This is a genomic window from Burkholderia sp. BCC1985, assembly GCF_905339915.1.
Taxonomy (GTDB): Bacteria; Pseudomonadota; Gammaproteobacteria; order Burkholderiales; family Burkholderiaceae; genus Burkholderia.
Map to the genome: position 1 here is coordinate 1 of NZ_CAJPGY010000018.1, position 13,245 is coordinate 13,245.

13 protein-coding genes are annotated in these 13,245 nt (G+C 68.3%); 3 read left to right on the top strand and 10 right to left on the bottom strand.

From position 1 onward, the window contains the following. Positions 1–113: 113 nt before the first annotated feature. The 8 genes from U4Z31_RS19710 to U4Z31_RS19745 form a co-directional block, all read right to left on the bottom strand. Entirely contained in the window at positions 114–1,178 is a 1,065-nt protein-coding gene (locus U4Z31_RS19710; RefSeq protein WP_321811152.1) for a 2-aminoethylphosphonate aminotransferase, read from the bottom strand. Further along, on the bottom strand, positions 1,178–2,359 hold the full coding sequence (gene aepY, locus U4Z31_RS19715; protein WP_124485036.1) for a phosphonopyruvate decarboxylase: 1,182 nt from the start codon (positions 2,357–2,359) through the stop codon (positions 1,178–1,180). Before aepY ends, U4Z31_RS19710 begins: the two co-directional genes overlap by 1 nt. After that, positions 2,356–4,041 carry a phosphoenolpyruvate mutase gene (aepX, locus tag U4Z31_RS19720; protein WP_124920476.1) on the bottom strand — a complete coding sequence of 562 codons (1,686 nt, stop codon included), beginning with the start codon at positions 4,039–4,041 and terminating at the stop codon, positions 2,356–2,358. Before aepX ends, aepY begins: the two co-directional genes overlap by 4 nt. Next, positions 4,038–4,805 carry a phosphocholine cytidylyltransferase family protein gene (locus tag U4Z31_RS19725; RefSeq protein WP_321811153.1) on the bottom strand — a complete coding sequence of 256 codons (768 nt, stop codon included), beginning with the start codon at positions 4,803–4,805 and terminating at the stop codon, positions 4,038–4,040. Before U4Z31_RS19725 ends, aepX begins: the two co-directional genes overlap by 4 nt. 36 nt (positions 4,806–4,841) lie before the next feature. After that, positions 4,842–5,843, bottom strand: a complete 1,002-nt coding sequence (locus U4Z31_RS19730) for an HpnL family protein (RefSeq protein WP_321811154.1) — start codon at positions 5,841–5,843, stop codon at positions 4,842–4,844. Continuing rightward, positions 5,840–6,649 (bottom strand): 2OG-Fe(II) oxygenase, encoded by an 810-nt coding sequence (locus tag U4Z31_RS19735; RefSeq protein WP_044843987.1) that lies wholly within the window; start codon positions 6,647–6,649, stop codon positions 5,840–5,842. The genes U4Z31_RS19730 and U4Z31_RS19735 overlap by 4 nt, the downstream gene beginning before the upstream one ends. Further along, complete coding sequence (locus U4Z31_RS19740; RefSeq protein ID WP_321811155.1) at positions 6,646–7,326, bottom strand: CDP-alcohol phosphatidyltransferase family protein; 681 nt, start codon at positions 7,324–7,326, stop codon at positions 6,646–6,648. The genes U4Z31_RS19735 and U4Z31_RS19740 overlap by 4 nt, the downstream gene beginning before the upstream one ends. Positions 7,327–7,394: 68 nt before the next feature. Continuing rightward, complete coding sequence (locus U4Z31_RS19745; RefSeq protein ID WP_321811156.1) at positions 7,395–7,685, bottom strand: hypothetical protein; 291 nt, start codon at positions 7,683–7,685, stop codon at positions 7,395–7,397. A 283-nt stretch (positions 7,686–7,968) separates the two neighbouring features. On the opposite strand from U4Z31_RS19745, the gene U4Z31_RS19750 reads away from it, so the two are divergent. Then, a complete protein-coding gene (locus U4Z31_RS19750) occupies positions 7,969–9,483 on the top strand; it encodes an acetyl-CoA hydrolase/transferase family protein (protein ID WP_044843989.1) in 1,515 nt (504 codons plus the stop codon). 39 nt (positions 9,484–9,522) lie between these two features. Here the strand turns inward: U4Z31_RS19750 and U4Z31_RS19755 are convergent, their stop codons facing one another. Continuing rightward, on the bottom strand, positions 9,523–11,055 hold the full coding sequence (locus U4Z31_RS19755) for a DHA2 family efflux MFS transporter permease subunit (protein WP_321811157.1): 1,533 nt from the start codon (positions 11,053–11,055) through the stop codon (positions 9,523–9,525). Positions 11,056–11,189: 134 nt separating this feature from the next. Here U4Z31_RS19755 and U4Z31_RS19760 point away from each other — a divergent pair, with 134 nt between their 5' ends. Then, the gene (locus U4Z31_RS19760) at positions 11,190–11,630 is read left to right on the top strand and encodes a MarR family transcriptional regulator (protein WP_321811158.1); all 441 of its coding nucleotides are present in this window, start codon (positions 11,190–11,192) and stop codon (positions 11,628–11,630) included. A gap of 133 nt (positions 11,631–11,763) precedes the next feature. Then, positions 11,764–12,189: a helix-turn-helix domain-containing protein gene (locus U4Z31_RS19765; protein ID WP_321811159.1), complete on the top strand. Its 426-nt coding sequence runs from the start codon at positions 11,764–11,766 to the stop codon at positions 12,187–12,189. Between the two features lie 87 nt (positions 12,190–12,276). Here the strand turns inward: U4Z31_RS19765 and U4Z31_RS19770 are convergent, their stop codons facing one another. Then, the gene (locus U4Z31_RS19770; RefSeq protein WP_321811160.1) at positions 12,277–13,155 is read right to left on the bottom strand and encodes a helix-hairpin-helix domain-containing protein; all 879 of its coding nucleotides are present in this window, start codon (positions 13,153–13,155) and stop codon (positions 12,277–12,279) included. Between the last annotated feature and the right edge of the window lie 90 nt (positions 13,156–13,245).

Below are 13,245 nucleotides of genomic sequence, written 5' to 3' on the forward strand. Positions count from 1 at the left end.
CTCGCATGTGCCCGCGGCCGGCCAAATGTCACCTGCACAGTCGAGTCTTTCCCCGAACCTCGCAAACAACAAAAAAGGCCCTTGCGGGCCTTTCGTCGACGAAGCGAGTAGCGTTACTGCGTCAGCGCCGTAAACCCCTCCAGCAACCGCTCGACATCAGCTGCTTGAATCGCGCCCATCGTCGAGATCCGGAACAGCTCCTTCGACAACCCGCCTTGCCCCGCATAAATCACGAAGCCGCGCGCCTTCAGCCCGTCGTGCAGCGTCTCGTACGTGACGCCTTGCGGCAGCCGGTACGCACGCAGCACGACCGACGACGCGCCTTCCGGCAGCACGAGCGACATCCCGCGCGCCGCGAGCCCGGCCTGCGCCTGATCGGCGAGCGCCTTGTAGTGCGCATGGCGCGCGCGCCAGCCGCCGGCCTCATCGAACTCGCGCAGCGCCTCGACGAGCGCGTAGTACGCGTGCACGGACGGCGTGAACGGCGTATTGCGCTGATCCTGCAGCTTCGCGAGCCGGCCGAGATCAAGGTAATACGTGCGGCTCGCCGCCTTCGCGAGCGCGCTGCGGCGCACGATCACGAACGCGGCACCCGGCACGCCGTGCAGGCACTTGTTCGCGGTCGCGGCGACCGCGTCGATCACGCCGCCGGCGAAGTCGATCGCTTCGGCGCCGAAGCTGCTGACGCCGTCGACGAGCATCTTCACGCCGCGCGCACGGCACACGTCGGCGATCGCGCCGAGGTCGTTCAGCCGGCCGGTCGTCGTTTCGTGATGAATCACCGCGACGTGCGAATAACCGCCCGCGTCGAGACGCGCGGCGATCTGCGCGAGATCGGGCGCCTGCATCCATTCGTGCTTCAGCACCTCGTGCGCGATTCCGTACTGCGTCGCGATCTGCGTGATGCGCTCGCCGTACACGCCGTTCTCGATCACGAGCAGCTTGCCGTCCTGCGGCACGAGCGCCGCGATCATGCTCTCGACGGCGGCGGTGCCCGAGCCGGTCATCAGCACGGCGGCCCATTCGGCCGGATCGAGCTCGTACGCGGCGACGAGGCGCGCACGCGCTTCATCCTGCAGATCGAAGAATTCGCTTTCGCGATGGCACAGGTCGGGTTGCAGCAGGCTGCGGCGCACGCGTTCGGTGAGCGTGACCGGGCCGGGATTCAGCAGCAGCATCAATGAGCTCCTTCGGCGTGGGCTTCAGCCTGCGCGGCGCCGATATGCCGCATCAGGCGGGTCTTGACCTCGACCGGCGTGACGGTCGGGCGGGGCAGGCCGTCGGGCACGCCCGTGCGGATCGCCACGCGCACGAACTGCGCACCGTCGGCCCGCGCGGCGAGCGTTGCATCGAGCACGTCGAGCGTGTCGCCTTCGACCGCCGACGCATAGCCGCATGCGGCCGCGACACCCGCGAACGACACATGCTGCGACACGGTCGCCTGGCCGCCCGTCGATTCGTGTGCGCCGTTGTCGAGCAGCACGTGCGTGAGGTTGGCCGGGCCGTAGGTGCCGAGCGTCGCGAACACGCCCATGCGCATCAGCGCGGCGCCGTCGCCGTCGACGGCCACCACGCGCAGGTCGGGGCGCGCGAGCGCGAGACCCAGCGCGAGCGGCGTCACGCAGCCCATCGAGCCGACCATGTACAGCTGGTTCGGGCGGTCGTCGATCGCATAGAGCTCGCGGCCGCAGAAGCCGGTCGACGCGAGCACGACGGTCGAATCGACCGGCGTGTGCGCGATCACGCGCTGCAGCGCGTCGTGGCGGGTCGGCCACGCGTCGGCCGACGCCGCACGCGACGACGCTTGCGCGGCGACATGCGCGCGCGGCGCGGCCGCCGGGTTCGCCTTCAGCTCATACGGCGCGACGCTTCCTTTCTGCATCACGAGCGCGTACGGGCGGCCCGTCGCGTCCATGTGCGCGATCGCGCGGTCGAGCGCCGGGCCGACCTGTTCGGGGTCGGTCGGGAACGTCTCCCACGGGATCTCCATCGTGTCGAGCATCGCCGGCGTGATCGGGCCCATCAGCGCGTGCTGCGGCTCGTCGGCGACGCCCGGCTGGCCGCGCCACGTGACGATCAGCAGCTGCGGCAGCCGGAACGTCCAGGTCAGCGACGTGAGCGGGCTCACCGCGTTGCCGAGCCCCGAGTTCTGCATCATCGCGATCCCGCGCTTGCCGCCGAGCGTGGCGCCCGCGATCAGCGCGACCGCGTCGCCTTCGTTCGCGGCCGACACGTAGTGCAGCGTCGGGTCCTGCAGCACGTAGTTGATGAACGGCGTCAGGTACGAGCAGGGCACGCCCGCGTACCAGTCGAAACCGCGTTCGCGCGCGGCCTCGACGAACTGGGCCGCTTCGATCATTGCGCGCCCCCGTTGCCGGCGCCCGGCTCGGACAGCGGCGTCTGGCCGTGCGCGAAGTCGCCCGCGCGGCGGAAGTCTTCCAGATCGTTGACGCCGCGCCAGTGGCCGTGCACGTACTGGACCTCGATCTTCTCGCCGGCGGCGATCAGCTCGTTGAGCAGCGACGGGATGTCGAGCGTGTCGAAATCGGGGCGTGCCTGCAGCGTCGCGAGCATCGCCTTCAGGCGATCGACGCCCGCGCCGCGCACGTTCAGGAGACCGATCCAGCGGCCGTGCGGCGTGCCGGCGGCGACGTCGCTCGACACACGTTGCAGATACGTCTTCTGGCCGAACAGGCCGCGGTCGTCCGCCGCCGAGCACAGCGCGAAGTCGCGCACGCTCTGGTTGGTTTCCGTCAGCGACGAATCGACGACGACGCTGAACTCGGCCTCGCTCTCCGCGAGGTCGCGCACGATGTAGCTGCGGAACAGCAGGTCGCCGTACGAGATCACGGTGTCGCCGGTCAGGCGTTCGGCCGCACATGCGAGCGACGCGAGTTCGCCCGTCTGCGCATGGCGTTCGTTGACCACGAGCTTGATGCCCGACGTGTCGATCGCGTCGGCGCGATAGCCGCCGACCACGGTGATGTCGTTCACGCCGTGCGTCTTGAAGCCGTCGACGAGCCAGCGCAGCAACGGCTTGCCGGCGACCGGCAGCATGACCTTCGGCTTGTCTTCGGTGACGGCTTCGAGGCCCTTGCCGCGGCTCGCGGCGAGCACGATCGCGGCGTTCGACGCGCGCGACGACGACGACAGGTAGATGCGCTCGGCGGCCGAGTACTCGTCGGCGTCCTGCAGGCGGAAGATCTCGTTGACCGATGCAACGCGGTCCTCGACGTTGATCAGCGTTTCGCTCTCGTGGATCTCGCGCGCGGTCGCCTGCATCGCGGATGCCGACGCGCGGATCAGGTGGTTCGCCCAGATCACGGTGCTGATGCCGGCCTGGCGGAACACGTCGGTCGGCGTGCTGTAGTACTTGGTCGGTACGATCACGAGCGGCGCCTTGCCGCTCCATTCGCGCGCGAACTGCAGGATCTCGTCCGGGCGCGACAGCTTGCTGTGGATCAGGATCGCGTCGGCGCCGGCTTCCGCGTACGCGTTCGCGCGACGCAGCGCCTCGTCCATCCCCCAGCCTGCGATCAGCGCTTCGACACGCGCGACGATCGAGAAGTCGGGATCGGTCTGCGAATCCTTGCCGGCCTTGATCTTGCCGCAGAACTCGTCGATTTCCGCGAGCGGCTGGCGCTCGCCGCCGATGAAGCTGTTGGTCTTCGGGAACTGCTTGTCCTCGATACAGACGCCGGCGATGCCGCGCTGCTCGAGCTTCTTCACGAGGCGGCGCACGTTGTTGAAGTTGCCGTAGCCGGTGTCGCCGTCGAGCAGGATCGGCAGGTCGCTCGCGTCGGCCATGAACTCGAGCACGTCGACGACCTGCGTCCAGCTTGCCTCGTTGTTGTCGCGCACGCCGAACTGCGCGGAGATCGCGAGGCCCGATGCCCAGATCCCCTTGAAGCCCGCTTCGCGGACGATGCGCGCGGACAGGCCGTTGTGCGCTTCCATCAGGAATTCGAGTTCGCTGCTGACGAGCATGCGGCGCAGGCGTGCGCTGCGCGATTCGGAGAAGTTGGGTTCGCGTGCGTTCATCGTGCGGCTCCGGCGGTCGTGCGTTGAATCAGGGGGAGAATTTCTTGCGTCGCGCGTGCGACGTCGTTCGGGAAGTCGATCTCGATCCACGGCGAACCCGTGACGTCGGCGACGTCGAACGCGTGGCCGCCTTCGAGCAGCAGGTCGCGCACGGCTTCCTCGTGCGGCATGTTCGCGCGGCCGCTGTCGACGTAGCCCGCGACGATTTTCGCGAGGCGGCGCGCGGTACCTTCGGTGAAGCGGAAGAAGCCGACCGACTCGCCGATCGTGTCGTAGTCGAGGTCGACCGCGAGCTGCTTGCGCAGCTCGACCGGCACGCCGTTCTTCAGGCATAGCTTGACGGGTTCGTCGCCGGCCTCGAAGTCGCGATCGATCAGCAGGCGGTCGACCGACTGGTCGGCATCGGCGACCAGCGCGTGCAGGATGTTCTCGTCGTACAGCACGTCGGCGTCCATCAGCAGCACGTCGCCGCCGCGCGTCATCGCATCGGCGACGGTGTGCACGGTCAGCACGCTGCCGAGGTCGTAGCGCTCGTTGATCACGATCTCGGCGGTGCGGCCGAGGCGCTTCAGTTCCTGCTCGACCGTCTCGTGCTGAAAGCCGAGCCCGAGCACGATTTCATCGACGCCCGCGGCGTCGAGCACGCGCAGATGGCGCTCGAGCAGCGACACGTCGTCGAAGCGCAGCAGGCACTTCGGGAATTGCGCCTCGGGCGGTTGTTGCAGGCGCAAGCCGAGGCCTGCCGCAAGAATGATGGCTCGCATGGGTTCTCCAACCAAAAAGCCGGCGGATCTGAACGATCAGTCGGCGATGGGCTGCGGCGCACGGCGCCGCTGCCAGTTTCTTTCACTGAAATGCAGATAGAGCAGGCCGGGCAGGCCGAGCGCGAGTTCGCGCGCGCGCTTCGCGAGCGACAGCGCGAGCGCCGCGTCGGGCGGCAGGCCGACCAGCGGGGCGAGCAGCAGGTAACCGCCTTCCTGTGCACCGAGCGAGCCCGGGATCGCGAATGCCGCACCGCGAATCGCCTGGCCGACGCTCTCGAGCAGCAGCGCGTCGAGCCAGCTGACCGGGTGCCCGAGGAAGTGCAGCGCGAGCCACACTTCGGCGGTGCCGACGATCCAGCCGGCGAGGCTCAGGGCGAAAGTCTTCGCGACCTTCGCGCGATCGCGGTACAGCGCGCCGACCGCGTCGTCGATCGCGTCCGCGCGGGTCGCCAGCGACGACCAGTCGCGCGGGCCGAGCAGCTTCGACGCGAGGCGCAGCCCGCGGCCGAACAGCCCGCGCCGCTGCGCCGCGTAGAACGCGACGGCCAGTGCGCCGAGCACGCCGGTGGCGATCAGCGCCGGCGTGCGCAGGTGAGCGACCGACTCGTGCGTCGCATACACGCTGAACGTGGCGATGCCGATCAGCGCGAACGCCATCTGCGCGAGCGCCTGCATCGTCGTGCTGACGGTGACCGCGGCGGCCGCGTCGGCCATCCGCGTGCCGCGCTGCGCGAGGTGGCGCACCATCAGCACCGGGCCGCCGATCTGCCCGGCGGGCAGCAGGCTGTTCACCGATTCGCCGACCCAGCGCGCGCGCAGCGCGTTGCCGAGCTCGGCGCCCGGCTGGCCGCGGCGGAACATCACCGAGATCGCCAGCGCGTCGATCACGAGCGGGACGACGTGGAATGCCGCGACGAGCGCGATGCCCCAGCCGGCCGCGAGGAACGTCGACGCGACCGCGCCGACGCCCTGCCACGCGAGCAGGGCGACGAACAGTGCCGTTCCGAGGGACAGCAGGATCAGGCCGGCGCGTGTCATGACCCGCTCGACCGGCGCGTAGCCAGCTGCTTGAACACCTGGCGGAAACCGAAATACGCGATCGCGTCCTTCATGTTCGAAATGAAGCGCTTCCACGGCCGCATGCCGGGGTTGGTCACGTATTCGAACGTGAGCGACACGCGCGTCTCGTTCTGGCCGAGCGGCGTGATGCGATGGCGCAGCTTGTCGCCGTCGAACAGCACGATGCCGCCGTCTGCGATCTGCACGGAACCCGGTTCGTCGGGCACGTCGGGATTGCGCGTATGCAGTTCGTAGTCGAGCCGGCACGACGACTCGTCGATCACGCCGATCAGCAGCGTGTAACGACGGCCGTCGTAGTACGACGTGTCGTAGTGCCAGCCGATGTGGTCGCCCGGCTTCGTGTAGTAGTACAGCGCGTACGCATGCGGATCGTCGTCCGGCGACAGCATCAGCTTGTCGCCGGTGACCTTCTCGAGGAAGCCGATCAGCGCCTTCGAGCGGTACAGCTCCGCGATGTACGGCGCCTGCTCGTCGATCGTGTGCCGGCTCACGCTGCCGCCCTGCTTGTGGCCGGGCAGGTAATTGCGGTTCAGGCCGGCCTGCATCGCGCGGGCGGCGGCCGCGAGCTTCGCGTGCGCGTCGGCCGGCAGGAATGCGTCGAGGTACAGGAACGAGCCCTGGCGCGTGTAGTCGCCGCGCAGGCGGTCGAGGTCGAGACGGCCGACGCAGTCGGCCACGGTGCGATCGGGATCGGCCGCTGCCGCGCGCGCAGGCGCGGGGCGTGCCGGGCTCAGCACGGAGTCGTCGCGCGTGCTAGGAGTCATTTGGAAACCTGGATTTCGGTAGGGTTCTGCGGGAGATTGCCGCGGCGGACGATGCGCCACCAGTCGATCACGACCCACGCGGCGAACAGCGGGGCGCCGATCGATGCCGCGAGCAGGAACGGCTGCACGCCGTCGACGAGCGTCACGATCGGCAGCAGGTAGAGCACGTCTTCCGTCTCGAAGCCGCCGGCGAACGCCTGCTTGGTGCCGGCCTTGCCGGCGATCGATTCGATCCGCATGCGCAGGAAGAAGATCAGCGCGACGGCCGCACCGGCCACCGCGCCGAGCAGCACCGGCGACGCGGCCATCTGGCCGCCCTGGGCGACGATGCCGAGGCCCATGCTGACGAACAGCGCGACCGTCACGAGCGCGTCGGCCGCGAGGTCGTAAAAGTGACCGATCTTGCTGGACTTGCCGCTGATGCGCGCGAGTTCGCCGTCGGTGTGGTCGACGAAGTTCGACAGCACGATCAGGAATGCCCCCCCGTTGATCCAGCCGAAGCCGCCTTGCGCGAGGCACCAGGCACCGGCGAGGCCGATCAGCAGACGAAGGGTAGTGAGGTGATTCGGGGTGACGGGCGTGTCGATCAGCGGGCGTACAAGCGAGCGCGCGAGCCGCGCATCCCAGGTGCGTGGCAGGGGCGGTTCGGAACGTGTGGCGGTTTTTCTTTGGTCCATCGGCGAAATATATACGGAATTGTAATTTGTTGCTTTTTATTCGATCAATGTCCTGACATACGGGAGTGTTACCGCGCATTCCGGACATCGGCGGTTGCGAACCGGATGCACGAAACGGCGTTTGCACAGGCGGGCCTTACCTGTTCCAGTGTGGTTCGCATCGTGCGGCTGTCAAGGGCGGACGGGCCTTGCGCGCGGGCGCGGCGGCGCTCCGCGCGCGTCGTCGCGTTGATGTGCATCAGGCCCGCAAAAGCCGCGTCGGGCGACAATCGGCCGCGGCGATCGCCGATCGGCCGTCGCATGCGGATTCCCCGCGTTTGCGCGGTCAATCCGGAAAGATCTCGATCGATTCGCGTCAAGCAATTTGTAATCCGCGTGCGGCAAATTGGCGGTCCGCTTTCGCGCACCTTTCGACTGCATTCGATGCGCAGCCGGCTCCCTGTCACAGAACGGCCGTTCGATACCCGGCGCATTCGGCAAGTATCTTTTGCATTCAACGGACATTTCGCGGCGATGGCCTCTGCGATACTCCGACCGTGCCCGTGGTGCCGGGCCGCCCCTCGCGGCCCCAAGGGCTTCGCGTCGCCCAGGAGACACCCCCCGCGACGTCAACGACAGACCAAAAGCGTCAGATATACAGCCATGTCTTCTTCACGCATCCTCGCTCCCGCCCTGCGTTCGCTCGTCCGCACCGCCGACGAAGCCGCCGCGCTGATCCGCCCCGGCATGACCGTCGCCATGAGCGGCTTCACCGGTTCCGGCTATCCGAAGGCCGTGCCCGCCGCGCTCGCCGCCCACATCGACGCGGCCCACGCGCGCGGCGAGGACTTCCGGATCAACGTGCTGACCGGCGCATCGACCGCACCCGAACTCGACGGCGCGCTCGCCCGCACCAACGGCATCTCGATGCGCCTGCCGTACCAGTCCGACCCGACGCTGCGCGACAAGATCAACAACGGCGAAGTCGATTACCAGGACGTCCACCTGAGCCACGTCGCGCAATACGCATGGTTCGGGCTGTACGGCGACCTCGACGTCGCGATCGTCGAAGTCGCGGGTATCCGCGAGGACGGGTTGCTGATTCCGTCCGCGTCGATCGGCAACAACAAGACGTGGCTCGAGCAGGCGAAGCACGTGATCCTCGAAGTCAACGCGCGCCAGCCGCTCGGCCTCGACGGGATGCACGACGTCTATTACGGCACCGCGCTGCCGCCGCACCGCAAGCCGATTCCGCTGACGAAAAGCGACGACCGGATCGGCGAGCCGTACCTGCGCTGCCCGGCCGAGAAGATCGTCGCGATCGTCGAGACCGACGCGCCGGACCGCAGCAACGCATTCTCCGCGCCGGACGCCACGTCGAAGCAGATCGCGCTGCAACTGATCGACTTCCTGCGCCACGAGGTGAAGCGCGGCCGCCTGCCGGAAAACCTGCTGCCGCTGCAGTCGGGCGTCGGCAACATCACGAACGCGGTGCTCGCGGAACTCAGCTCGGCCGGCTTCTCGAACCTGACCGCGTACACCGAAGTGATCCAGGACGGCATGCTCGACCTGCTCGACGACGGCACGCTGAGCTTCGCGTCGGCCACGGCGTTGTCGCTGAGCCCGGCCGCGGTGCAGCGCTTCGCGGACGAGATCGCGACGTTCCGCGAAAAGATCCTGCTGCGCCCGCAGGAGATCAGCAACCATCCGGAACTCGTGCGCCGCCTCGGCTGCATCGCGATGAACGGGATGATCGAGGCCGACATCTACGGCAACGTGAACTCGACGCACGTGATGGGCACGAAGATCCAGAACGGCATCGGTGGTTCGGGCGACTTCGCGCGCAACGGCTACCTGTCGTGCTTCATGTCGGCGAGTACCGCGAAGGGCGGCGCGATCTCGCGGATCGTGCCGATGGCGAGCCACGTCGACCATACGGAGCACGACGTCGCGGTGGTCGTCACCGAGCAGGGGCTCGCCGACCTGCGCGGCCTGTCGCCGAAGCAGCGCGCGCGCAAGATCATCGCGACCTGCGCGCATCCCGACTACCGGCCGATGCTCGAGGACTACTTCGAGCGCGCGTCGCGCGAGAGCTTCGGCAAGCACACGCCGCACCTGCTTGCCGAGGCGCTGTCGTGGCACGAGCGCTACGTGCGCACCGGGACGATGAAGGCCTGACGTCGCGACCCGCGGCGGGCAGGTGCCCGCCGCACTGCGTCAATCCATCGCCGCGTGCGCGACGTCGACGCTCGCCGTTTTCTGCGGCGGGCGGATCAGCAGCAACAGCGGGATCATCAGCAGCGTCGCGACGAACATCAGCTTGAAGTCGTTCAGGTAGGCGATCATCGCGGCCTGCTGGTTGATCGTGCGGTCGAGCAGCGCGATGTCGACGTGGCTGCCGGCGATCGCCTGCACGGCCGGGTCGAACGGCGTGATGTGGGTCGCGAGGTCGGCATGCGCGACCTGCGTGTTGCGCGTCATCAGCGTCTGGACGATCGAGATGCCGATACTGCTGCCGATGTTGCGCATCAGGCTGTAGGTGGCCGTGCCGTCCGCGCGCAGCTCGGGCTGCAGCGTCGAGAACGACAGCGCGCTCAGCGGCACGAACACGAGCCCCAGGCCGAAGCCCTGGACCACCCCGGGCCACACGATGTCCGCCTCGGACAGCACGATCGTGTACTGCATCATCTGCCACAGCGCGAGCGCGGAAATCGCCAGCCCGGCGAGCAGCAGCACCCGCGCGTCCACGTATTTCAGCAATCGTCCGACGAACAGCATCGCGATCATCGTGCCCGCGCCGCTCGGCGCGGTGACGAGCCCCGTCGTCGCGACGGGATAGCCCATCAGGTTCTGCAGCATCGGCGGCAGCAGCGCGCGCGTCGCGTACAGCACCGCGCCGACGACGAAGATGAACAGCGTGCCGGTCGCGAAGTTCGGGTCGCGCAGCAGCTCGGACTTGAAGAACGACGCGTGACCGGCGGTTGCCGTATGCACGAGGAAGAACGCAAAGCTCAGCGCGGCGACGAGCGCCTCGATGCGGATTTCGTACGAACCGAACCAGTCGAGCTGTTCGCCGCGGTCGAGCATCGCCTGGAACGCGCCGATCGCGAGCGCGAGCGTCGCGAAGCCGAACGCGTCGAATTTCACGTGCGGGCGCGGTGCGCGCGCGGGCAGGAAGGTCAGCACGCCGGCCAGTGCGAACGCGCCGATCGGCACGTTGATGAAGAACACCCAGCGCCAGTTGTAACTGTCGGTGAGCCAGCCGCCGAGCGTCGGGCCGAGGATCGGGCCGACCATCACGCCCATCCCCCAGATCGCCATCGCCTGGCCCTGTTTCTCGCGCGGGTTGATGTCGAGCAGGATCGACTGCGACAGCGGCACCAGCGCGGCGCCGAACACGCCTTGCAGCAGCCGCGCGCCGACGATCTGCACGAGCGACTCGGACAGCCCGCACAGCGCGGACGCGATCGTGAAGCCGGCGATCGAGATCGTCAGCAGCCGCTTCATGCTGAGCCGGTCGGACAGCCAGCCGGTCAGCGGCGTCGCGATCGCCGCGGCGACGATGTAGGAGGTCAGCACCCAGGTGATCTCGTCCTGCGACGCGGACAGCGTGCCCTGCATGTGCGGCAGCGCGACGTTCGCGATCGTGCTGTCGAGCGTCTGGATCAGCGTCGCGAGCATGATCGACAGGGTCAGCATCGGCCGATTGAGGGCGGGCGGCGAGGCGGGGGCGTCGGCGGCGGGATTCAAGCGGGTGTCTCCGTGGGGTGGTCGCCGTGGGCGGCGATCCGGTACGGCTCGAATTATAAGCATGCTTATTATGTTTGTGCTCATCGCTTGATCCGAGCCGCGGGTCATTCGCGGCCTGCCCCTATAATCGCCGCATGGACAAGACCTACGAGAACCGGATCGGCTACCTGATTTCCGACGTGGCCCGCCTGCAAGGACGCCTGTTCGACCGGCGCGCGAAGCGCATCGGGCTGACGCGCGCGCAAAGCCGCGTGCTCGCGTACCTGACGTGGAAGGGCGAGATGAATCAGGCGCGGCTCGCGGAGTGGCTCGAGATCACGCCGATCTCGCTGACGCGGCTGCTCGACCGGATGGAAGGCTGCGGGTGGATCGAACGCATCGCGAACGACGACGATCGCCGCGCGTTCGTGATCCGGCTGACCGACAAGTCGCGCGAGATCTTTCCGCAGATGCTGGAAGTGGGCGACACCGTCACCGACGACGGGCTGCGCGGCTTCACGCGCGACGAGCGCGACACGCTCGTGCGCCTGCTCGGGCGCGTGCGTCACAACCTGATCGACAGCGGCGGCGAATGACGCGGGCGCGGGCGCGGCGCCGCTGAATCGGCCGGCAGCAGCGGGGCGGCTGCGGCAACGGCGGGGCGGTCCGGGCTTGTGTCGGAGGAGTCGGGCCGCTATCTTGCAACCTCAAGTTCACTTGAGATCAAGCATGAGCCGTCTGGACATCGCCGATGTCGCGCGCCGCTCGGGACTGCCCGCGTCGACGCTGCGCTACTACGAGGAAAAGGGATTGATCGTGCCGACCGGCCGCCACGGGCTGCGGCGCCAGTATGACGAATCGGTGCTCGAGCGCCTGGCGCTGATCGCGCTCGGCCGCGAGGCCGGCTTTTCGCTGGACGACATCGTCGCGATGTTCGGCGCGGACGGCCGGCTCGCGCTCGACCGCGCGAAACTCGACGACAAGGCCGACGAGCTCGACCGTACGATCCGCCGTCTCGGCGCGGTGCGCGATGCGTTGCGACATGCGGCCGTGTGCCCGGCGCCGAGTCATCTCGAGTGTCCGTCGTTCCGCAAGCTGCTGCGCATCGCCGCGCATCGTCATCCGGCGCGCCGCACGAAGACGGACGGCGCGTAAGCGGTCAAGCGGTCCGGTTTGCCGGAACGGGGCGCGCGGGCGGGCGGCGGGGCGGCCGTACCGCGGCGGCCGGCGCTCCCGAGCGGATCATCCCGCGTAATACACACGACACTCCATCTCGCGTCCGCGCACGATGCGCTTGCCGACGAGCGAGCCGAGCGTTTCGGTGACGACCGTCCTCTGGTGCTCGCATTGCAGCGCATCGTAGAAGTAGAGCGCGACCCAGTCGGCGGTGCGGGTGGACTCCTGCGGGCGAACGGGATACGGGCACAGCGCGGTGAAATGCCAGCCGCCTTTCGTCATGTGCATCACGGGCGGCTGAACGCTCAGGTCCGCGTTCAGCCGACGCGACACGAGCGTGGGCAGGATGCCGGCGGCGGCCTTGTTGCGGTACAGGCGGTCGATATACAGCAGCAGCTCGACCGGCGGCTCCGTGCCGAGATCGGCGTTGCGCGCGTGGCCTTGCCAGCGCCGGCGCCGGGTCAGCACGTCGTCGAGCGCCGCGCGGATGCCGGACGCGCGACGCGGGCCGACGCCCGCGATCGCTTCGAGCTGTCCGCTGCGGGCCGCGCGTTCGAGATCCTCGAGCGTATCGATGTGCAACTGGTCGTGAATCCGCAGCGCGAGCGCGTGGCCGATGCCCGGCACGGCTTCGAATGCGGACGCGCGCTCCGCGTCGCCGCGCAGCCGGTCGAGCAGGCGCCAGCGTCCGGTCACCAGCAGTTCGGCGATCGCCTGGGCGACGCCCGTGCCGATCTCCGGCAGTGCACCGAGCGAATCGACGCCGCCCGCATCGAACCGGGTGCGGATGCCATCTTCGAGCGACGCGATCGTGTCGGCCGACGCGCGGTAGGCGGCCACCCGATAAGGATTCGCCCCCTGTTCTGCAAGCAACTGCGCGGCTTCGCGCAGGCAGGCCGCGATTTGCCGGTTTTCCTCGTGTGTCTGGCCGATGGTCGTTTGCATGTGCGGAGCCCGGGGATGTGCAAACGGAATGGACACGGCGGGTAACGCGCCGGTCTACCTTTTATTTCAACATATTGTCGGGGCCGGCGA

Excerpts from the sequence above, each read along its gene's own strand:
- U4Z31_RS19710 (WP_321811152.1), bottom strand. The coding sequence starts at position 1,178 with ATGCTGCTGCTGAATCCCGGCCCGGTCACGCTCACCGAACGCGTGCGC.
- aepY (WP_124485036.1), bottom strand. The coding sequence starts at position 2,359 with ATGATCGAAGCGGCCCAGTTCGTCGAGGCCGCGCGCGAACGCGGTTTC.
- aepX (WP_124920476.1), bottom strand. The coding sequence starts at position 4,041 with ATGAACGCACGCGAACCCAACTTCTCCGAATCGCGCAGCGCACGCCTG.
- U4Z31_RS19725 (WP_321811153.1), bottom strand. The coding sequence starts at position 4,805 with ATGCGAGCCATCATTCTTGCGGCAGGCCTCGGCTTGCGCCTGCAACAA.
- U4Z31_RS19730 (WP_321811154.1), bottom strand. The coding sequence starts at position 5,843 with ATGACACGCGCCGGCCTGATCCTGCTGTCCCTCGGAACGGCACTGTTC.
- U4Z31_RS19735 (WP_044843987.1), bottom strand. The coding sequence starts at position 6,649 with ATGACTCCTAGCACGCGCGACGACTCCGTGCTGAGCCCGGCACGCCCC.
- U4Z31_RS19740 (WP_321811155.1), bottom strand. The coding sequence starts at position 7,326 with ATGGACCAAAGAAAAACCGCCACACGTTCCGAACCGCCCCTGCCACGC.
- U4Z31_RS19750 (WP_044843989.1), top strand. The coding sequence starts at position 7,969 with ATGTCTTCTTCACGCATCCTCGCTCCCGCCCTGCGTTCGCTCGTCCGC.
- U4Z31_RS19760 (WP_321811158.1), top strand. The coding sequence starts at position 11,190 with ATGGACAAGACCTACGAGAACCGGATCGGCTACCTGATTTCCGACGTG.
- U4Z31_RS19765 (WP_321811159.1), top strand. The coding sequence starts at position 11,764 with ATGAGCCGTCTGGACATCGCCGATGTCGCGCGCCGCTCGGGACTGCCC.
- U4Z31_RS19770 (WP_321811160.1), bottom strand. The coding sequence starts at position 13,155 with ATGCAAACGACCATCGGCCAGACACACGAGGAAAACCGGCAAATCGCG.